A 19,759-nucleotide genomic window follows, 5' to 3' on the forward strand; every position below is an offset into this window, starting at 1 on the left:
CGAACAGAACAATTCCAACATGCCGTACTCGACTATGTGGGGGCAGTGGGCGAAAGGGCCGAGTGCCCGACCGCCGGATTATCTGATGAGGTAGCACCTATGTTCGGTCTGGAGGCACTGGATCTTGCCCGGATCCAGTTCGCGTTTACCGTATCCTTCCATATCCTGTTTCCTGCCATCACCATCGGCCTGGCCAGTTACCTGGCGGTGCTCGAAGGGCTGTGGCTCAAGACAGACAGGCAGGTCTATCGAGACCTGTACCACTTCTGGTCGAAAATCTTCGCAGTCAACTTCGGCATGGGCGTGGTCTCGGGCCTGGTCATGGCCTATCAGTTCGGCACCAACTGGAGCCGTTTCTCCGAATTTGCAGGTTCGGTCACCGGGCCCTTGTTGACCTACGAGGTGCTGACTGCTTTCTTCCTCGAAGCAGGTTTCTTGGGAGTGATGCTCTTTGGCTGGAACCGCGTGGGCCGTGGGCTGCATTTCTTCGCTACCTGCATGGTGGCGCTCGGAACGCTGGTTTCCACGTTCTGGATCCTGGCCTCGAACAGCTGGATGCATACCCCGCAAGGTCACGAAATCATCGACGGTCGCGTGATTCCGGTCGACTGGTTCGCTGTCATTTTCAACCCTTCGTTCCCGTTCCGCTTGATGCACATGGCCACGGCGGCGTTCGTCGCCACCGCCTTCTTCGTGGGCGCGTCGGCCGCCTGGCACCTGCTGCGGGGGCGCGACAACCCTTCAGTGCGCAAGATGCTCTCCATGGCCATGTGGATGGCGTTGATCGTCGCGCCGATCCAGGCAGTGATCGGCGACTTCCACGGCCTCAATACCCTCAAGCATCAACCGGCGAAGATCGCCGCTATCGAGGGGCATTGGGAGAACCGCCCCGGCGAGCCTACTCCGTTGATCCTCTTCGGCATCCCGGACATGCAAGCTGAAACGACACGGTTCAAGATCGAGATCCCGGTGCTCGGTAGCCTCATCCTCACCCACAGCCTTGACAAGCAGGTGCCGGCCTTGAAGGAGTTCCCGCCTGAAGACCGGCCCAACTCCACCATCATCTTCTGGTCCTTCCGCATCATGGTGGCGCTGGGCATGCTGATGATCGCCGCTGGCGTGTGGAGCCTTGTATTGCGCAAGGGCGGCAAGCTGTACACCTCGCGGCCGTTCCTGCACTTCGTGACCTGGATGGGGCCTTCCGGGTTGCTGGCAATCCTCGCCGGCTGGTTCACCACCGAAATCGGCCGCCAGCCCTGGGTGGTCTACGGGCTGATGCGCACAGCCGACGGCGTTTCCAACCACAGCTATACCCAGCTGGGGTTCACCCTGGTGGCGTTCGTGGTGGTGTACTTCGCGCTGTTCGGCACCGGGTTCGCCTACATGATGCGCCTGGTGCGCAAGGGCCCGCATACCGGCGAAGGCGATCAGCAGCGTCCGGGCGGTCCTGGCCGCAAACGCACGCCGGCGCGGCCATTGTCCGCCGCCGACGAAGGCAGCGATGCCACCACTGCAGACCTGAGCAAGGGGAACTGAGCCATGGGTATCGATCTTCCACTGATCTGGGCCGTCATTATCATCTTCGGCGTCATGATGTACGTGGTGATGGACGGTTTCGACCTGGGCATCGGCATGCTCTTCCCCTTCGTCAAACAAGAGCGTGACCGGGACGTGATGATGAACACAGTCGCACCGGTCTGGGATGGCAACGAGACCTGGCTCGTGCTGGGTGGCGCGGGGCTGTTCGGCGCGTTCCCGATGGCTTACGCGGTCGTGCTCGAAGCGCTCTATCTACCGCTGATCCTGATGCTGATCGGCCTGATCTTCCGTGGCGTGGCCTTCGAATTTCGCTTCAAGGCCACCGATGCTGGCCGCCATCTATGGGACAAGGCGTTCATCTGGGGTTCTCTGGTGGCGACGTTCTTCCAAGGCGTAGCGCTGGGCGCCTTCATCGAAGGCTTCAAGGTGGTGGATCGGCATTACGCCGGCGGCTCGCTGGACTGGCTGACACCTTTCAGCATGTTCTGCGGCCTGGGGCTGATCGTGGCCTATGCACTGCTGGGGTGTACCTGGCTGATCATGAAGACCGAAGGGCCGCTTCAGGAGCAGATGCACAAGCTGGGGCGGCCGCTGGCGCTCGTGTTGCTGGCCGTCATGGGTGTCGTCAGCCTGTGGACGCCAATCGCCTATCCGCAGATTGCCGACCGCTGGTTCAGCATGCCCAACCTTGTGTGGTTCATGCCGGTGCCGATCCTGGTGCTGTTGACCTTCTACAACCTGTTCAAGGCAGTAGCCCGCAGCGCGAACTACACACCGTTTCTGTTGACGCTGGGGCTGATCTTCCTGGGTTACAGTGGCTTGGGCATCAGTCTGTGGCCCAATATCATCCCGCCATCGATCTCGATCTGGGAGGCTGCCGCGCCACCGCAAAGCCAAGGCTTCATGTTGGTGGGAACGCTGTTCATTCTCCCGCTGATCCTGGGTTACACCTTCTGGAGCTACTACGTGTTCCGCGGCAAGGTCACCCATGACCAAGGCTATCACTAGGAGACTGCACCATGACCCGTGATCAGGACGTGGCAAGCAAGAAACCGCTGTGGCAGCGCCTGGGCTGGCTGGTGCTGATCTGGGCGTTGAGTGTGGCCGCGCTGGGTGTAGCGGCATGGTTGATGCGCCTGTTCATGAGCGCAGCCGGCTTGACCACCCACTGAACCCCGGCATCAGCCGGTAGTACGCCGAACGCGCCTGCTCACCCAGGCGCCGTACGCTGTTCCACCTAGTCGACAGTTACTTGCGCGCCTTGAGCACCACGAATTTGGGCGTTGCCGCCACCTGCTCCACGCCCCGGAACAGGCGGGCAAGCTTGCTGTGATAGCCCAGGTGGCGGTTGCCCACGATGTACAAGGCGCCGCTGACCACCAGCGCCTCGCGGGCCTGCTGGAACATACGCCAGGCCAGCACGTCACCCACCACTTGCTGCTGGTGGAAGGGCGGATTGCACAGCACTACATCCAATGACTGTTTTTCGATGCCGGCCAGGCCGTCTGCGGCCAGGAAGTCGGCTGGGCGATCACCCAGCGCACGCTGCCAGTTTTCCCGTGCCGATTGCACGGCCATATACGACTCGTCCACCAAGGTGTACTGGGCGTCTGGATTTTTTAGAGCGCTGGCGATGGCCAGCACGCCATTGCCGCAACCCAGGTCCGCGACCCGGGCGTTGCCCAGGTTATCCGGCAGATGCGGAAGAAATGCCCGTGTGCCAATGTCCAGGCCTTCACGACAGAAGACATTGGCATGGTTGAGCAACTCCAGCGCTGGCGATTCGAGGCGATAGCGGCTGGGGTAGGGCGATGTAAAGGCAGGGCGCGCATCCACCGTGGCGGTCAGTAGCCGGGCTTTTTTACGTGCCAGCGAGGCTTGCACAGGGCCGACATACTTTTCCAGCAAGTCGCCGGCAGCACGGGGAAGGTGCTTGATCATAGCCCCGGCAATCACCTGCGCCTGCGGCGCCAGGTGCCCTTGCAGCCTAATGAGTTGATCTTCGAGCAAGGCAAGCGTCTTGGGCACCCTGACCACTACCCGATCAAAGGGGCCGTTCCAGGTTTGACAGGCAGGCACGAACGAAACGCTGTCGGCAGGCAGGCCGTTACGTGCCAGGTTCTTGGCCAGCGCGAGTTGAGCAAGGTAGGAGTCGCCGCTGCTGGTCACCTGCAGGTGCCTGGCGAGGCTTGCCGCCAGCGCCCCGAAACTGTCGTTGAGCACTAGCACACGGCTGCCGGCTGGCAACGCCTGGGCATGCAATTGTTCGAGCAGGTACTCATCGGCGGCGTCAAAGGCCTGCAAGGGATCGTTGGCCTGGTCCGGCTGGCGGATCAGATCGAGTTCGGCGAAGGGCGTGGTCAACAGGGGCATGGCAATCTGGCTCGGGTACAAAGCTGCCCGCAACCGTTCGCTGCGGGCCTAGTCGAGCGATTCTACAGGGCTTTGGCTGGGCTCGCAGGTCCGGGATCAGATCCAGCCGCGCAACGCGGCGATGGCGACAGCGCCCGCTTTGTTGGCGGCGTTGGTCTTGGCAATCACGCTGCGAATGTGAAAATTCACCGTACTCTGCGACAGTGACAGGATGCAGGCGACATCGGAAGCAGTCTTGCCTGCCGCCGACCACTTCAGCACTTCCAACTCGCGTTCGCTCATTTTGGGCTGGGAGGGGCACAGTGCATCGAGGTGATGCGCGCTCAGCACCGCATGTAAGGTATGGCACAACCACTGGATGGCCCCGGCTTTTTCGAACAGCTCGGCGGTCTCGACGGTGCGCAGCGGCCTGGACACGCTCATCTGGCTTTCGTTGTGCTGCAGATCATGCAAGGTCTGGGTCCAGCCATGACGCAGGCCATGCTCGCAGGCTGCCTCGCGAAAATGCGGTGCCTCGCGGTAGACCTCATCGCTCCATACCACAGGATTGGTCGAGCGGTGGCTGAGCGCAGCCGCTGCGTCCTGCTTGTAGAATTCTTCGCGCTGGTAGCGCTCGATCCATGCCCTGGGGTAATTGCTGTACAAGTAATGCCGTGGTGTCTGGGTAGCAATCTGAATGCGAAGCTTAAGTCCCACATACTCGAAACCCAGATCCTGAACCAGATGCACCGCGATGTCGAACAGCTTCCGAGGATTACGCTCACTCACCAGGGCGTGTAGGTGCTCGGGGTTCCAGTGAAACATGTGAGTCTCCAAGGGCGACGCGGCCCAATCCGTATGGGTTCGAAGGCAGTGTAGATAGCTCCAAACCGGTGTGTCCGTCTTTTTCGCTATAACTGTGCTGTGCTTCTGTATATCTTTGTACAACTTTCGAAGCCGCAAAAATCCAGTGGTTTTTATCGCGGGCGCTTTGCGCGACACTGTAGGGCCCCAAGATATGGAGCCCGACATGACCGCCAGCGACGAAAAATTCACCCGCCAGACCTTGCTCGAGGTTCAGCCGCTCACGCCGAACCTCTTCAGCCTGCGGGTCACCCGTGATGCGGGTTTTCGCTTTCGCTCCGGTCAGTTTGCTCGCCTGGGCGTGACCAAGGCTGATGGCAGTGTGGTTTGGCGCGCCTACTCCATGGTCAGTGCACCCCACGACGAATACCTTGAGTTCTTTTCAATCGTAGTGCCGGGTGGCGAATTCACCAGTGAGCTTAGCCGACTGGGTGAGGGCGATTCGCTCCTGGTGGAGCGGCAAGCCTTTGGCTTTCTCACCCTCGACCGTTTTGTCGACGGACGCGACCTGTGGTTGCTGGCCACGGGTACAGGCATCGCGCCGTTCATGTCGATTTTGCAGGACTTCGAAGCCTGGGAACGCTTCGACAACATCAAGCTGGTGTATTCGGTGCGTGAGGCCAAGGAGTTGGCCTATCTGGACGAGATTGCTGGCTTGGAGCAGCGTGAGTACCTGGCCGAGCATGCCGGCAAGTTGCAGTTCATCCCGGTCGTGACACGTGAGCGACATCCAGGCGCCCTGAATCAGCGCATCACCACCTTGATCGAAAGCGGCGAGTTGGAAAGGGCGGCAGGGCTTGAGCTGTCACCGGAGCATTCGCGAATCATGCTGTGCGGCAACCCTGAAATGATCGATGAAACGCGCAAGGTGCTCAAGGCCCGTGATCTGCAATTGAGCCTTAGCAAACGGCCGGGCCAGGTGGCCGTCGAGACGTACTGGTAGCCGGCGTGCCGCTACAGGCTACAGGGGCGCAGCGGTGCATGAAGCTTTGCCGCTTCCTGCAGCCTGTAACGGTGCACTTCAGGGCCGGTTCTGAGCCTTGAGCAGGTCGCGAATCTCGGTAAGCAGGGTCTGCTCGGGGGACGGCGCGGGCGGTACGCTTGGCGCCACGGCCTCTTCGCGCTTGAGCCGGTTGATGGCCTTGACGCCCATGAAGATCGCAAAGGCGATGATCACGAAATCGATCACGGTCTGGATGAACTTGCCATAGGCCAGCACCACGGCCGGGACGTCGCCTTGCGCCGCCTTCAAGGTGATGGCCAGGTCGCTGAAGTCAACGCCGCCGATCAGCAGGCCCAACGGTGGCATGACCACGTCGCCGACGAAGGACGAGACGATCTTGCCGAAGGCCGCGCCGATGATGATACCTACCGCCATGTCGACGACATTGCCTTTGACCGCGAAGGCCTTGAACTCACTGATCATGCCCATGTTTCGATTCCTTTGTAACAAATGGTGAGGTAAACGCAGTGTAAGCCACTTAAACGCTTCATGCGCTGCATTCAGGGGTAGTGACTTCCGTCGCACCGAATAGTTTTGTCGCATCCCAAGGCATTCGGGGCACGGCCAGCCTCGGGTATCATGCAGGTTTTGCCCGGAGGCACTCCCCATGGCCAAGGCCAAGCGCTTGTATGGCTGCACCGAGTGCGGCGCGACTTTTCCGAAATGGGCTGGCCAGTGCGGCGAGTGTGGCGCCTGGAACACGCTGGTCGAAACCATGATCGAGAGCGGCGGCGCCGCAGCACCCAGCACGGGCCGCGCCGGCTGGACGGGGCAGCAGGCACAGATCAAGACCCTGGCTGAGGTCAGCGTCGAGGAGATCCCGCGCTTCACCACCAGCAGCACCGAGCTCGACCGGGTGCTGGGCGGTGGCCTGGTTGATGGCTCTGTGGTGTTGATCGGTGGCGACCCTGGGATCGGCAAATCGACGATCCTGCTGCAGACCCTGTGCAACATCGCCGTCGGCATGCCGGCGCTGTACGTCACCGGCGAGGAATCCCAGCAGCAGGTGGCCATGCGCTCCAGGCGTCTGGGCCTTCCCCAGGACCAGCTCAAGGTGATGACCGAAACCTGCATCGAGACCATCATCGCCACCGCCCGTCAGGAAAAACCACGGGTAATGGTGATCGATTCCATCCAGACCATTTTCACCGAACAGTTGCAATCGGCCCCAGGCGGGGTCGCGCAGGTGCGTGAAAGTACGGCGCTGCTCGTGCGTTATGCCAAGCAAAGTGGCACGGCGATCTTCCTGGTGGGCCACGTGACCAAGGAAGGCTCGCTGGCAGGCCCGCGGGTACTGGAGCACATGGTCGATACCGTGCTGTATTTCGAAGGCGAATCCGACGGTCGCCTGCGGCTGCTGCGGGCGGTGAAGAACCGCTTCGGCGCGGTCAACGAGCTGGGCGTGTTCGGCATGACCGACCGAGGTTTGAAAGAAGTCTCCAACCCCTCGGCGATCTTTCTCAATCGCACCCAGGAAGAAGTCCCCGGCAGCGTCGTGATGGCCACCTGGGAAGGCACTCGGCCAATGCTGGTCGAGGTCCAGGCACTGGTCGATGACAGCCACCTGGCCAACCCGCGCCGCGTGACCCTGGGCCTGGATCAGAACCGCCTGGCCATGCTGCTGGCCGTTCTGCACCGGCACGGGGGCATCCCGACCCACGATCAGGATGTGTTCCTGAACGTGGTGGGCGGTGTGAAAGTACTGGAAACGGCTTCGGACCTGGCGTTGCTCGCTGCCGTCATGTCCAGCCTGCGCAATCGGCCGCTGGCCCATGGCCTGCTGGTGTTCGGGGAAATCGGCCTGTCTGGTGAGGTGCGGCCTGTGCCCAGTGGCCAGGAGCGGCTGAAGGAAGCTGCCAAGCACGGCTTCAAGCGCGCCATCGTGCCCAAGGGCAATGCACCCAAGGAGGCGCCTGCAGGGTTGCAGGTGATCGCCGTGACGCGCCTTGAGCAGGCGCTGGACGCCTTGTTCGAATAATCCACAAGCGAAAAAAAGGGCCGACGATGCGCATCGGCCCTGTACAACTCCCACGTGATGGGTCAGTGCTCGACGACTGCCGCGCGCTTGACCGGCTCACTGCCGTGCTCGTCCTGGCCCTTCATCGGTACCTCATGGCCTTCGGCATCGAACAGCCTGCCATCCTTGAAATAGTCCCCGTCGCGTAGTGCGGAGATATCCGAGTAGCGAATGGTGCGTTCGTAGCCGGCAGCGAACACCGACTGCTGGTCCGAGTTGCCTGCCGTGAAATGGTTGAAGATCAGGTTCAGCAGGATGGCCATGATCGCCGCCGAGCTGATGCCTGAGTGGAAGATGGTTTCGAACCAGTTGGGGAACTGATGGTAGAAGGCCGGTGCGGCGATCGGGATCATGCCAAAGCCCAGGGAAGCGGCGACGATGATCAGGTTGACGTTGTTCTGGTAGCTGACCTTGGACAAGGTGCGAATGCCGCTGGCTGCCACCGTGCCGAACAACACGATGCCCGCGCCGCCCAGCACGGGGGTAGGCACCGCAGCGATGATGCGCCCCATGATCGGTAGCAGGCCCAGTACCACCAGAATCACACCGCCGGTGGCCACCACGTAGCGGCTGCGCACGCCGGTGACCGCCACCAGGCCGACGTTCTGGGCGAATGCACTTTGCGTGAATGAGCCGAACACCGGCGCGAGGATGCTCGAGGCCATGTCGGCACGCAGGCCATTGCCCAGGCGCTTGGAGTCGACCTTGGTACCGATGATCTCACCCACGGCCAGGATGTCGGCCGAGGTTTCGACCAGCGTCACCATGATGACGATACACATCGACAGGATGGCGGCGATGTGGAATTCCGGCATGCCGAAGTGAAAGGGCGTGGGGAAGGCGAAAACAGGGCCTTCGGTAACCTTGCTGAAGTCGGTCATGCCCAGTGCCCAGGCGATCAGCGTACCGACCACCATCGCCAGCAGGATGGACAACCGGGATATAGTCGCGCTGCCCAGTTTGCTCAACAGCAGCACGATGGCGAAAGTGAGGGCGGCCAGGCCAATGTTGGCCATGCTGCCGAAGTCAGGTGAGGCGCTGTTGCCACCCATCACCCAGCGCGCGGCCACCGGCATCAGCGTCAGGCCGATGGTGGTGATCACGATGCCGGTGACCAGCGGTGGGAAGAACTTGGTGATGCGTGAGAATACCGGGGTGATCAGCAGCCCTATCAGCGAGGCGGCCATCACCGCGCCCAGCACCCCCGGCAGCCCGCCCCCACTCTCACTGCTGAGGATGGCGCCCATGGTGGCGACGCCGGCAAACGACACCCCTTGTACCAGGGGTAGTTGGCAGCCGAAGAACGGCAGGCCGAGGGTTTGCAACAAGGTCGCCAAGCCACCTGCAAACAGCGAAGCGGCGATGAGCATACCGATTTCTGCGCCATTGAGGCCTGCGGCCTGCCCCAGGATCAGGGGTACGGCAACGATTCCCCCATACATGGTCAACACGTGCTGCAGGCCATAGGCCAGATTGGCACCCAGGCCGAGGTTTTCGTCCTCTGGCCGCTGGGCGGGAGACGTGTTTGTGGACGTAGTCATGGCGCAGGCTCTCTGTTTATTGTTGTGGAGCTACTGTAGTCAGTTATTGCCTACAGGTACTACACAAATTGTATACAATTTTTTGATCCAAGCGCCGTCATGGGCAGCCTTGGGGCGTACGCGTCCTCGTTGCAGGAGGCATACCAACCCAAAGCGCTTGTACGAAAGGGTGTATACAACGGTGCCTGAGACAGGCAGGAAGCTGTCTAGATGGACAGGAAAGGGGCGGTGGTCGGGCAGTTAGCCAGCTAATAGATCCTGTTATTCGATCAATTCACGCAGCTCACGCATCATTTCGGTGCTGTCGGCAATGTTCAGTTCCACAAGACGGTGCAGGTGGCTCATGGAGTCGATGTCGATGTACAGGCAAACGAAGCCCAGCCGCGTGAGTTCTTCATGGCGCAGTTCGACTTGCATCTTCACCCAGGTATCGGCGTCAAGTTGGATGACCGCCTCGTAGTTCTGGGTTGGGTCTGGGTTCCAGTCGGTCGGGCGCTCGACCAGAAGGCCTTTGAGGGATAGATCGATGAGCCTGGCAGGCGAGCGCTGCTCGCCTTGGCGAAGTTCGGCAGGTGCGTCGAAATCGATGCGTTGGAAGCGGCGGCGCTCGGAATGTGGCGGGGTCATGGCGAGTCCTCATCTGATGTTCAGACTATAGACCAGCCATATGTACGTCATTGTTTGCCACCCAGGCTATTTGAAGAAGTCCAGGCCCACTGCCTGATGAAAAGCTTTATCGGTTCAAGCAATTTTCCAGAGGCCAAGTAGCACATGGTAGCCTTCGCGCTCCGGCAGTTGCAGGTTATGAACCATAGAATTACCACGCCACATCTCTGCCAGGAGCGCCAGTTGCCAAACCCAGCTGTAGGTTGAAGGGGCGCTGGCACCCGAGGATGAGCCCCGCACTAGAGCGGGTTCTGGCCTGTGGCATCTGGCGTAATTGGAGATGGTAAAGCCGGCAGGCAGGCCCTAGACTCAGAGGGCCATCCATTCCAACCTCTCAGCTGGAAGCCAACTATGAACAATAACAACAGCCTGCTACGCCACCTCCCGTGGCTGGTGCTGGCAGTCCTGGGAGCCTGCGCGCTGGGTGTCGTCGCCCTGCGCCGTGGCGAAGCGATCAATGCCTTGTGGATCGTGGTCGCGGCAGTGGCCATTTATCTGGTCGCCTACCGCTATTACAGTCTGTTCATCGCCACCAAAGTGATGCAACTCGATCCACGCCGCGCCACCCCTGCGGTGCTCAACAATGACGGTCTGGACTATGTTCCAACCAACAAGCACATCCTCTTCGGCCACCACTTCGCGGCCATCGCTGGCGCAGGCCCCTTGGTCGGCCCGGTACTGGCGGCGCAGATGGGCTATCTGCCCGGCACCCTGTGGCTGATTGCCGGTGTGGTACTGGCCGGTGCCGTCCAGGACTTCATGGTCCTGTTCTTGTCCACACGCCGCAACGGCCGCTCGCTGGGCGACATGGTGCGCGAAGAGATGGGCCGCATTCCGGGCACCATCGCCCTGTTCGGCTGTTTCCTGATCATGATCATCATCCTCGCGGTGCTGGCGCTGATCGTGGTCAAGGCCCTGGCCGAGAGCCCCTGGGGCATGTTCACGGTGATGGCGACCATCCCGATCGCCATGTTCATGGGCGTGTACATGCGCTACATCCGCCCCGGCCGCATTGGTGAGATTTCCCTCATCGGCGTGGTGCTGCTGCTGGCTTCCATCTGGCTGGGCGGCCAGATTGCCGCGGATCCGGTTTGGGGCCCAGCCTTCACCTTCACCGGTGTTCAAATCACTTGGATGCTGGTGGGCTACGGCTTCGTCGCAGCCGTGCTGCCGGTCTGGCTGGTGTTGGCCCCGCGTGACTACCTGTCCACCTTCCTCAAGATTGGCACCATCGTGGGCCTTGCCATCGGCATCCTGATCATCGCCCCTGAGCTCAAGATGCCAGCGCTGACCCAGTTCACCGATGGCACCGGCCCGGTCTGGAAAGGCACGCTGTTCCCGTTCCTGTTCATCACCATCGCCTGTGGCGCGGTCTCTGGGTTCCATGCCCTGATCTCGTCGGGCACCACGCCCAAGCTGCTGGACAACGAAACCAACGCCCGCTACATCGGCTACGGCGGCATGCTGATGGAATCGTTCGTGGCGATCATGGCCATGGTCGCGGCCTCGGTGATCGAGCCGGGCGTGTATTTCGCCATGAACAGCCCGGCTGCCGTGGTCGGTGCAGACGCGGTTTCGGTGGCTCAGACAGTCAGTAGCTGGGGCTTCTTGATCACGCCTGAGCAGCTCGAGGCGGTTGCCCGTGACATCGGCGAGCACACCATCCTGGCCCGCGCCGGCGGTGCGCCGACATTGGCCGTGGGTATCGCGCAGATTCTTCACCAAGTACTGCCTGGCGAGAACACCATGGCGTTCTGGTATCACTTCGCTATTTTGTTCGAGGCCTTGTTCATCCTCACCGCCGTGGACGCCGGTACCCGTGCCGGGCGCTTCATGCTGCAGGACCTGCTGGGCAGCTTCGTGCCAGCGCTCAAGCGCACCGAATCGTGGGGCGCGAACCTGCTGGCCACCGCAGGTTGCGTCGCCATGTGGGGCTACTTGCTCTACCAAGGCGTGATCGACCCGCTCGGGGGTATCAATACGCTGTGGCCGCTGTTCGGCATCTCCAACCAGATGCTGGCCGGTATTGCGTTGATGCTGGGCACCGTGGTGCTGATCAAGATGAAGCGCCAGCGCTACATCTGGGTCACGCTGCTGCCAGCCACCTGGTTGCTGATCTGCACCACGGCGGCCGGCCTGATCAAGCTGTTCGATCCCAACCCGGCCGTGGGCTTCCTGGCCTTGGCCAAGAAATACAGCACCGCACTGGACGCTGGTCAGGTGCTGGCACCGGCCAAGGACATCGGGCAGATGCAGCACGTGATCTACAACGCCTACACCAACGCCGGGCTGACCATCCTGTTCCTGCTGGTGGTATTCAGCATTCTGTTCTTCGCGATCAAGGTGGGTTACGCCGCCTGGGGTCGCAAAGAGCGGACCGACAAGGAAACCCCGTTCCAGGCTCTGCCTGACGCTTGAGAGGACTGCTGCGATGTTCAATGACCTGGGTCGGCTGGGCAAATACCTGGGGCAGGCTGCACGCTTGATGGTGGGCATGCCTGACTACGACAATTACGTCGAACACATGAACAAGACGCATCCGGACAAACCGGTCATGACGTACGAAGCGTTCTTCCGAGAGCGCCAGGAAGCACGTTATGGTGGCAAGTCCGGGCCAAAGTGCTGTTAAGCCCAAAGCGTTAAGCTGTACCGGCCCCATCGTCGGCAGCCTGTGGTCATCGACAAGCCCGCTCCTCTTGGGGGCAGGTGCTGGTGATGAGCGCAGGCCTGTCGCGGTGGGGCCTGTGTTTTTTCCGAACAGGAGATGTTCTGCGTGCAGACCCCGATTCCCGTAACCGTACTGACCGGCTTTCTCGGTGCCGGCAAGACCACGCTGCTCAAGCACATGCTCAAGGCCGAGCACGGCCTGCGGCTGGCCGTGATCGAAAACGAGTTCAGCGAAGCAGGCATCGACAGCCAGTTGCTCGGCGACGAGCCGGTGCAGGTCATGACCCTGGCCAACGGCTGTGTGTGCTGCAGCATCCATGGCGACCTTACCCGTGCGCTGTTCCTGCTGCTGGAGCGGCTCGATGCTGGCGAAATTGCCTTTGATCGGCTGGTGATCGAGTGCACAGGGCTGGCCGACCCCGCGCCTGTGGCTCAAACGTTCTTCATCGACGAAGAGCTGCGCGAGCGGTACATCCTGGACGGCATCATCACCCTGGTCGACGCCGCTCACGCCGACGTCCACCTGACCCAGACCATCGCCCAGGCCCAGGTGGGCTTTGCCGATCGCCTGCTGCTGAGCAAGACCGACCTGGTGGAACCGGCCACCGTGCAAGCCTTGCGCGAGCGCCTGGCCCGCATCAATGGGCGGGCCGCCATGCATGTGGTCGAACAAGGCCGCATCGACTTGGGTGCACTGCTCGATGTACGCGGCTTCAACCTCAACCCGGACCTGGGCGCCAACCTCAAACCCACCCTGCGTCCAGTACTCAAAGCCGCCACCCCGGACCGTATCGCCACCTTGGTGTTGCGCACCGACAAGGCGCTGGACATCGACCGCCTCAGCGACTTCATGAATGGCCTGTTGGAAACCCATGGCACGCAACTGTTGCGTTACAAGGGCGTGCTCAATATCGCGGGCGAGGATCGCAAGCTGGTGTTTCAGGGCGTGCTCAAGCTCTACGGGTTCGACTGGGACGCTGAATGGGCTGAGGCCGAACCGCGCGAGAGCGTCATGGTGTTCATTGCCGATGATCTTCCCGAAGCTACGATTCGCGCCGGCTTCGAGGCGCTGACGGCCGAGTGACGGGCTGAACCTTTCCACCGAACCAACCCGGCCAGGAGCTTCGATGGCGGTTGTGCTGCTCCACGCAAGGGATCAAGCGCTGGGCCAGCACATCGGTTTGCCGCACCGCCTTGGCCGTGCGGTACTTGGCACTGTGGATGCACTCACGATCGCCAAACTCGCACCGGTTCAAGGTGGTACCGCCGCAGGGGCCGTTCGCCAGGCCCTTGGGGCAGGTCTCGGGGCAGGTGTACAAGGTGTCTTCCAGGCGGCAACGACCGCAGGTGTCGCAGCCAAGCAGTGGTCGCTTCACGGCCCGCTCCACGCTGTGCAGCACCTGGGCGCCCAGGCCTGTCGTCCACATCGGCTGGCGAACCGCCCACCCGAACAACTGACTCACCGGGTTGCGACGACTGAATAACAGGCCATGCATGCCATGCATGGCGTGGTAGCGGGCTTTCTGGGCAAACGAAGCCACGACACGCGACTCTCCCTCGCGCCATGCCGCCTGCGGTGGGTGAAACGTCACTGCCGGTAGGCTAGGCATTTGCCAGCTGGCCTGCCAGGCAGGCGCCCATTGCTCCAGCGTGGCCACTTGCGTCTGCCAGTGCGCAAGGCGTGCCTCCAAGGCAAGCAGCTGGCTGGGCTCATGGATGCCCGACAGATGCACGCCGGCGTAGCCCATCAGCTTAACCCCAATGACCTGCAGGGCCAGGCGGTCGATGCTGCGAGCCTGGGCAAAGGCCTTGGATTGCGCCGCCTCGGCTTCCAGCATTTGCCGCATCGACGGGGTGACGGTCACGCCTGCGACATGATCGAGCATGCCCGCACGGCCTTGGGTAAGGCTCATAAGACAAGCCAGCATAGGTTTAGGTGCGCGCTGGCGGCGCATCCAGTGCATGGCTTCCTGGTGCTTGGCAGCATCGAAACCTAGCTGCAGGATGAAAAAGTCGGCACCGGCTGCCAATTTCTTTTCAGCCTTCAGGTACTGAGCGGCGCCTTCTTCTTCACGGTATTTAAACGGGTTGAGCGCTGCGCCCAGCCACCAGTGCGGATAAGTTTGCCGGGCGATCTGCAGCGCTGCCACCGATTCCAGGTAGCGCACCGGGCGCTTGCCTGGGGTATGGCCTGGCAGGCGGTCCCCTGTCAGCATCAGCAACTGGTGCTGGCCCGCAGCATCCATGCGCCGCATCTGAGCGAGCAGGTGATGGCGCTCCCGGTCCTTGCCGGAAAAGTGGGGCAGGGCTGGTACCGGATGCTCGAAACAGGCCAAGGCATCCAGGGGTGACATGTCCAGCGGGCTGCTCACCCGGTCGCCAATGGCGAGTGTCATCGGCCAGCCACACAGCTGCCTGCGGGCCATTATGGCGTCCATCGCCGCAAAACGCTCTGCTGACGGCTTGGGGACGAACTCCATGACGCAAGCGAATTGCTGTTGTTGCAGGGCAGTTTTGAGCACGCTCATGACGGAACACCGAGTGTGGGCAGGCTGGCATTGTGCGCCAGCCCTGTGAATGGGTCATGCCCGGTTGCGCAGCGCATTGATCTGATCAAGACACGGCTAGGCGTCACGGGTGCGCCAGCGCGAGTAACATGAGGGAAACTTGAGTTGATCTCAAATTTATTGAGTTTGTTTCAAACGCTCATCGATCTGAAAATGCCCCCATCATTTCTGCACATTGGGGACATACACATGGCACTGGCGCATAACCTGGGCTTTCCACGCACTGGCAACGACCATGCGCTTCGCGCACGTCATTGGCAGATGCAGAAAGACGCCGGTATCGAGCTGTTGCCTGTGGGCGATGTAGACTGGCAGGGCGGGGCAATGCGCGATCCACATGCACCTGTGACGCGGCATTTCACCCTGCTTGCCGATCAGCTGCTACAGGAAGTGGCCCAGGCCAGCGCGCTGGGCCACACCGTCAAACCTGTTCTCGTCGGCCCCCTGACCTATTTGTGGCAAAGCGCGGCGCAAGACGGGCACAGCCTGGCGCTGGAATCTGTCGACGAACTGCTTCCGTACTACGACGCCGTTCTCAATCGCCTGGCCGAACAAGGCGTGCAGTGGGTGCAGATCGATGAGCCGATCCTTGCCCAGGCGCTGCCGCAGGACTGGAAGAACGCCTACGAGCGGGTTTACAACATCCTGCAGCGCGCCCCGTTGAAAAAGCTGATCGCGACGTGGGCCGGTGGCTTGCAGGGCAACCTTGGCCTGGCCGCGCACCTGCCGGTGGACGGCTTGCACATCGACCTGGTGAGCGACCCTGAGCAGCTGACGAGCACCCTGGACCGCCTGCCTGCCTACAAAGTGCTGTCGTTGGGCCTGGTCGACGCAGAAAACGATGCCCAGCATGCCCTGGACAGCAAGTGGCACTGGCTGTGTGAAGCCAATGAGCGTCTGGGGGAGCGACTGTGGATCGGTACGGCGTGCTCACTGCTGCACAGCCCGCTGGGCGTCGCCGTGCAGGCCTGTGAGGAAGTGGTCCGGCTGGTCAAGGCGCTCAATGATCCGATCAAGGTCACGCCACCCGCGTTCCACGCCCTGCAGGTAGCCAACGCCTGATTGTGCATGGCAGATGCCGCCGCTAGGGCGTGCACGGCGGCGTCCAAGTGCCCATGGCTCGGTTGATCAGCGCTCGATCGCCAGGGCCACGCCTTGCCCCCCCCCGATACACAGCGTTGCCAGACCTTTCTTGGCATCGCGCTTGATCATCTCGTGCAGCAGGGTGACCAGCACGCGGCACCCGGATGCACCGATGGGATGACCCAACGCAATCGCCCCACCGTTCACGTTGACCCGCGAAGCATCCCACGCCAGCGCCTTGCCAACGGCCAGCGCCTGGGCCGCGAACGCCTCGTTGGCTTCGATCAGGTCCAGGTCGGCCAGTTGCCAGCCTGCTTTGCCCAGGCAGCGTTCAGTCGCCGAGACAGGGGCGATCCCCATCACGGCGGGGTCGACCCCAGCGCTGGCATAGGCCGCGATCCTGGCCAGCACGGGCAAGCCCAATGCCTGGGCCTTTGCAGCGTTCATCAGCAGCACTGCCGCGGCCCCATCGTTGAGGCTGGAGGCATTGCCTGCCGTCACGCTGCCGTCCTTCTTGAAGGCAGGGCGCAGTTTGGCAAGGGATTGGGCCGTGGTGTCCGAACGTGGCTGTTCGTCCTGGGCGAAAACCTTGGGCTCGCCTTTTTTCTGTGGCAGCACGATCGGGGTGATTTCGGCCTCGAAGCGGCCAGCGGCGATGGCTGCCACCGCCTTGCGCTGCGACTCGGCCGCGAAGGCGTCCTGCTGTTCACGGCTCAGCGCGTACTCCTGCACCAGATTTTCAGCCGTGATGCCCATGTGGTAGTCGTTGAACGCGTCCCATAGGCCGTCGCTGATCATGCTGTCGATCAGCTGGCCATGGCCCATGCGCTGGCCGGTGCGGGCAGAAGGCATTACATAAGGGGCAAGACTCATGTTTTCCTGGCCGCCGGCGATCACCACCTCAGCGTCGCCGCAGCGAATGGCCTGGGCGCCCAGGTGCAGTGCCTTGAGACCGGAGCCGCAGACCTTGTTCAGGGTCAGGGCAGGCACGCTGAACGGCAGGCCTGCCTTGATCGCTGCCTGACGTGCAGGGTTTTGCCCGGCGCCGGCCGTGAGCACCTGGCCCATGATCACCTCGTCGACCTGAGCCGGCTCCAGCCCGGTCTGCTCCAATAGACGCTTGATCACGGCTGCCCCCAGGTCGACGGCCGGGACGCCCGCCAGGGCGCCCTGGAAGCTACCGATGGCGGTGCGGGTCGCGGCGACGATCACCACTTCGTTCATGTTGTTGTTCTCCGTCTGAAGGTGAGGGCAACCAGCATCGGCGCATTTTGCTTATTTGTTAAGTTTGTTTTTATTGCCCATTGATAGGAAAACCGAATCAATGCCTCGGCGTTGGGAGGGTGCGTCCGGACAGCGCGCCGTGTCGCCAACCGCCCACCGATTTTGCATCGCTGCGTTCAACCCTTAAGATGTGTCGCCTAACCTGCGGGGTGAGTCTTACCCCTCAGTCCACATTTGAAAACGCCCTGAGTGGCGTTTTCGTGCATAAACCAGACGAGGTACAGACATTGGCCATCATTCATCCTAAGGTCCGCGGTTTCATCTGCACCACGACTCACCCCAAGGGCTGCGAGCTCAACGTCCGTGACCAGATCGAAGCCACCCGCAAACTGGGCGTGCGCGAGGATGGTCCGAAGAAGGTGTTGGTCATCGGTGCTTCCAGTGGCTACGGCCTGGCCGCGCGCATCACTGCAGCCTTCGGTTTCAAGGCCGACACCCTGGGCGTGTTCTTCGAGAAGCCAGGCACCGAAACCAAGGCCGGCACCGCAGGCTGGTACAACGCGGCGGCGTTCGACAAGTTCGCCAAGGCCGAGGGCCTGTACAGCAAGTCGATCAACGGTGACGCTTTCTCCGACGAAGCGCGGGCCAAGGTTATCGAGCTGATCAAGAACGACATGGGCGGCAAGGTCGACCTGGTCATCTATTCGCTGGCCTCGCCGGTGCGCAAGCTGCCACAGACGGGCGAACTGGTGCGCTCGGCGCTCAAGCCCATCGGCCAGCCGTACAAGTCGACGGCCATCGACACCAACAAGGACGCCATCATCGAGGCCAGCATCGAGCCGGCCACCGAGCAGGAAATCGCCGACACCGTGACCGTCATGGGTGGCCAGGACTGGCAGCTGTGGATCGACGCCCTGGCCGGTGCCGATGTGCTGGCCGAAGGCGCTCGCACCGTCGCCTTCAGCTACATTGGCACCGAAATCACCTGGCCCATCTACTGGCACGGCGCCCTGGGCAAGGCCAAGCAGGACCTGGACGACACTGCCCTGCGCCTGGACCAGAAGCTGGCAGCTGAGGCCAAGGGCGGCGCCAATGTGGCCGTGCTCAAGTCGGTGGTGACCCAGGCCAGTTCGGCCATCCCGGTCATGCCGCTGTACCTGTCGATGGTGTTCAAGATCATGCAGGAGAAGGGTGTCCACGAAGGTACCCAGGATCAGCTCGATCGCATGTTCCGTGACCGTATGTATCGCACCGACGGCGCCCCGGCGCAGGTCGACGAAAAAGGCCGCCTGCGCCTGGACGACTGGGAACTGCGTGATGATGTGCAGGATGCCTGCAAGGCCATGTGGCCACAGGTGACCACCGAGAACCTGTTCGAGCTGACCGACTATGCCGGTTACAAGAAGCAGTTCCTGAACCTGTTCGGCTTCGAGCGCACGGACGTCGATTACGACGAAGATGTGGCGACCGACGTGCAGTTCGATTGCGTGCAGCTGTAACGCTCTGAGGTCAGGTTACTGGGGCTGCCAAGCAGCCCCAGTCTTCATGCTGCCGTGCGCGACTCCAGGGCGCAGACCGCTGGATGGACAACCCCCATCAAGCCTTGCGCGACAGTGGTAATGCCTCGAACTTGACGCCTGCCAGGCCGTACGCGATCAGCGCACGGATATTCCCATGGTCGTGGCCCTCGGGTGTGGCCTGCACATCTCGATAATGCTCGCCAAAGGCCAGCAGCGCCTCACGATCAGTCAATCCCTCTAGCAACGCCAGGCCCAAGGTCTTGCATGAACCTTCGTTCTGCCCGGCCGCGTTTTCGACGCCACCGTTGCTGAAGGCCTGGGGCTGATAGGCATAGTGTTCGGCAATGAATGCCAAGGTGTCGGCGAACACATGTTCACCACTGTCCAGGCTGGCGCGCAGGGTAGTCAGATCAGTCACGGGGTTTTCCTTGTTCGAATGCGGCCTGCTGCTGAGGGCTGGCCTCTTTTTGATACTGGGCCTTCCACTCGCCGTAAGGCATGCCGTAGACGGCTTCGCGGGCGTCATCCAGGCTCAGGTCCACCTGGCGCTCGTCAGCTGCCGCCTTGTACCACTTGGACAGGCAGTTACGGCAGAACCCGGACAGGTTCATCAGGTCGATGTTCTGCACGTCGGTGCGTGAGCGCAGGTGTTCCACGAGCCGGCGGAAAGCGGCGGCTTCCAGTTCGAGCTGTTGCTGTGGGGTCATGGGCTTCTC

At 61.8% G+C, this 19,759-nt stretch carries 19 protein-coding genes; 10 read left to right on the forward strand and 9 right to left on the reverse strand.

Annotated elements, in window-relative coordinates:
• The first annotated feature begins 99 nt into the window (after window positions 1-99).
• The 3 genes from ACF8GB_RS14985 to ACF8GB_RS14995 are packed head-to-tail and all read left to right on the forward strand — an operon-like array spanning window position 100 to window position 2,711.
• On the forward strand, window positions 100-1,536 hold the full coding sequence (locus ACF8GB_RS14985; RefSeq protein WP_078478006.1) for a cytochrome ubiquinol oxidase subunit I: 1,437 nt from the start codon (window positions 100-102) through the stop codon (window positions 1,534-1,536).
• Window positions 1,537-1,539: 3 nt separating this feature from the next.
• Window positions 1,540-2,547, forward strand: coding sequence for a cytochrome d ubiquinol oxidase subunit II (gene cydB / locus ACF8GB_RS14990; RefSeq protein WP_058604864.1), 1,008 nt, complete (start codon window positions 1,540-1,542; stop codon window positions 2,545-2,547).
• A gap of 11 nt (window positions 2,548-2,558) precedes the next feature.
• Entirely contained in the window at window positions 2,559-2,711 is a 153-nt protein-coding gene (locus ACF8GB_RS14995; RefSeq protein WP_058637221.1) for a DUF2474 domain-containing protein, read from the forward strand.
• A 76-nt stretch (window positions 2,712-2,787) separates the two neighbouring features.
• On the opposite strand, the gene ACF8GB_RS15000 is transcribed toward ACF8GB_RS14995, so the two are convergent.
• Entirely contained in the window at window positions 2,788-3,912 is a 1,125-nt protein-coding gene (locus ACF8GB_RS15000) for a methyltransferase (RefSeq protein WP_392527267.1), read from the reverse strand.
• Between the two features lie 96 nt (window positions 3,913-4,008).
• Entirely contained in the window at window positions 4,009-4,716 is a 708-nt protein-coding gene (locus ACF8GB_RS15005) for an autoinducer binding domain-containing protein (RefSeq protein ID WP_196186422.1), read from the reverse strand.
• A 205-nt stretch (window positions 4,717-4,921) separates the two neighbouring features.
• Between ACF8GB_RS15005 and ACF8GB_RS15010 the strand changes: the two genes are divergently transcribed.
• Window positions 4,922-5,698: a ferredoxin--NADP reductase gene (locus tag ACF8GB_RS15010; protein ID WP_058637218.1), complete on the forward strand. Its 777-nt coding sequence runs from the start codon at window positions 4,922-4,924 to the stop codon at window positions 5,696-5,698.
• A 78-nt stretch (window positions 5,699-5,776) separates the two neighbouring features.
• Here ACF8GB_RS15010 and mscL read toward each other — a convergent pair whose 3' ends face one another.
• Window positions 5,777-6,187, reverse strand: a complete 411-nt coding sequence (mscL, locus tag ACF8GB_RS15015) for a large-conductance mechanosensitive channel protein MscL (RefSeq protein WP_023534347.1) — start codon at window positions 6,185-6,187, stop codon at window positions 5,777-5,779.
• 178 nt (window positions 6,188-6,365) lie between these two features.
• On the opposite strand from mscL, the gene radA reads away from it, so the two are divergent.
• A complete protein-coding gene (radA, locus tag ACF8GB_RS15020; protein WP_023534442.1) occupies window positions 6,366-7,736 on the forward strand; it encodes a DNA repair protein RadA in 1,371 nt (456 codons plus the stop codon).
• 62 nt (window positions 7,737-7,798) lie between these two features.
• Here the strand turns inward: radA and ACF8GB_RS15025 are convergent, their stop codons facing one another.
• Complete coding sequence (locus ACF8GB_RS15025; RefSeq protein ID WP_392527268.1) at window positions 7,799-9,316, reverse strand: nucleobase:cation symporter-2 family protein; 1,518 nt, start codon at window positions 9,314-9,316, stop codon at window positions 7,799-7,801.
• 261 nt (window positions 9,317-9,577) lie between these two features.
• Window positions 9,578-9,943: a PilZ domain-containing protein gene (locus ACF8GB_RS15030; protein ID WP_392527269.1), complete on the reverse strand. Its 366-nt coding sequence runs from the start codon at window positions 9,941-9,943 to the stop codon at window positions 9,578-9,580.
• Between the two features lie 390 nt (window positions 9,944-10,333).
• Between ACF8GB_RS15030 and ACF8GB_RS15035 the strand changes: the two genes are divergently transcribed.
• The 3 genes from ACF8GB_RS15035 (at window position 10,334) to yjiA (ending at window position 13,733) form a co-directional block, all read left to right on the forward strand.
• On the forward strand, window positions 10,334-12,400 hold the full coding sequence (locus ACF8GB_RS15035; protein ID WP_058637213.1) for a carbon starvation CstA family protein: 2,067 nt from the start codon (window positions 10,334-10,336) through the stop codon (window positions 12,398-12,400).
• A gap of 13 nt (window positions 12,401-12,413) precedes the next feature.
• Window positions 12,414-12,611 (forward strand): YbdD/YjiX family protein, encoded by a 198-nt coding sequence (locus tag ACF8GB_RS15040; RefSeq protein WP_023534469.1) that lies wholly within the window; start codon window positions 12,414-12,416, stop codon window positions 12,609-12,611.
• 144 nt (window positions 12,612-12,755) lie between these two features.
• The gene (yjiA, locus tag ACF8GB_RS15045; protein WP_058637236.1) at window positions 12,756-13,733 is read left to right on the forward strand and encodes a GTPase; all 978 of its coding nucleotides are present in this window, start codon (window positions 12,756-12,758) and stop codon (window positions 13,731-13,733) included.
• On the opposite strand, the gene ACF8GB_RS15050 is transcribed toward yjiA, so the two are convergent.
• Window positions 13,693-15,177, reverse strand: coding sequence for a methylenetetrahydrofolate reductase C-terminal domain-containing protein (locus ACF8GB_RS15050; RefSeq protein WP_392527270.1), 1,485 nt, complete (start codon window positions 15,175-15,177; stop codon window positions 13,693-13,695). The two genes, yjiA and ACF8GB_RS15050, sit on opposite strands and share 41 nt — an antisense overlap.
• 228 nt (window positions 15,178-15,405) lie before the next feature.
• Between ACF8GB_RS15050 and ACF8GB_RS15055 the strand changes: the two genes are divergently transcribed.
• Window positions 15,406-16,278, forward strand: coding sequence for a 5-methyltetrahydropteroyltriglutamate--homocysteine methyltransferase (locus ACF8GB_RS15055; protein WP_392527316.1), 873 nt, complete (start codon window positions 15,406-15,408; stop codon window positions 16,276-16,278).
• Between the two features lie 66 nt (window positions 16,279-16,344).
• Here ACF8GB_RS15055 and ACF8GB_RS15060 read toward each other — a convergent pair whose 3' ends face one another.
• On the reverse strand, window positions 16,345-17,523 hold the full coding sequence (locus ACF8GB_RS15060; protein WP_058604874.1) for an acetyl-CoA C-acetyltransferase: 1,179 nt from the start codon (window positions 17,521-17,523) through the stop codon (window positions 16,345-16,347).
• Window positions 17,524-17,810: 287 nt separating this feature from the next.
• Between ACF8GB_RS15060 and fabV the strand changes: the two genes are divergently transcribed.
• The gene (gene fabV, locus ACF8GB_RS15065; RefSeq protein WP_196186425.1) at window positions 17,811-19,022 is read left to right on the forward strand and encodes an enoyl-ACP reductase FabV; all 1,212 of its coding nucleotides are present in this window, start codon (window positions 17,811-17,813) and stop codon (window positions 19,020-19,022) included.
• A 97-nt stretch (window positions 19,023-19,119) separates the two neighbouring features.
• Here fabV and ACF8GB_RS15070 read toward each other — a convergent pair whose 3' ends face one another.
• Both ACF8GB_RS15070 and ACF8GB_RS15075 read right to left on the reverse strand, forming a co-directional pair.
• Entirely contained in the window at window positions 19,120-19,461 is a 342-nt protein-coding gene (locus ACF8GB_RS15070; RefSeq protein ID WP_058637210.1) for a HopJ type III effector protein, read from the reverse strand.
• Window positions 19,454-19,750: a DUF1244 domain-containing protein gene (locus tag ACF8GB_RS15075; protein WP_058637209.1), complete on the reverse strand. Its 297-nt coding sequence runs from the start codon at window positions 19,748-19,750 to the stop codon at window positions 19,454-19,456. The genes ACF8GB_RS15070 and ACF8GB_RS15075 overlap by 8 nt, the downstream gene beginning before the upstream one ends.
• Between the last annotated feature and the right edge of the window lie 9 nt (window positions 19,751-19,759).

This window comes from Pseudomonas sp. xss_4, assembly GCF_043104125.1.
Lineage (GTDB): Bacteria > Pseudomonadota > Gammaproteobacteria > Pseudomonadales > Pseudomonadaceae > Aquipseudomonas > Aquipseudomonas parafulva_B.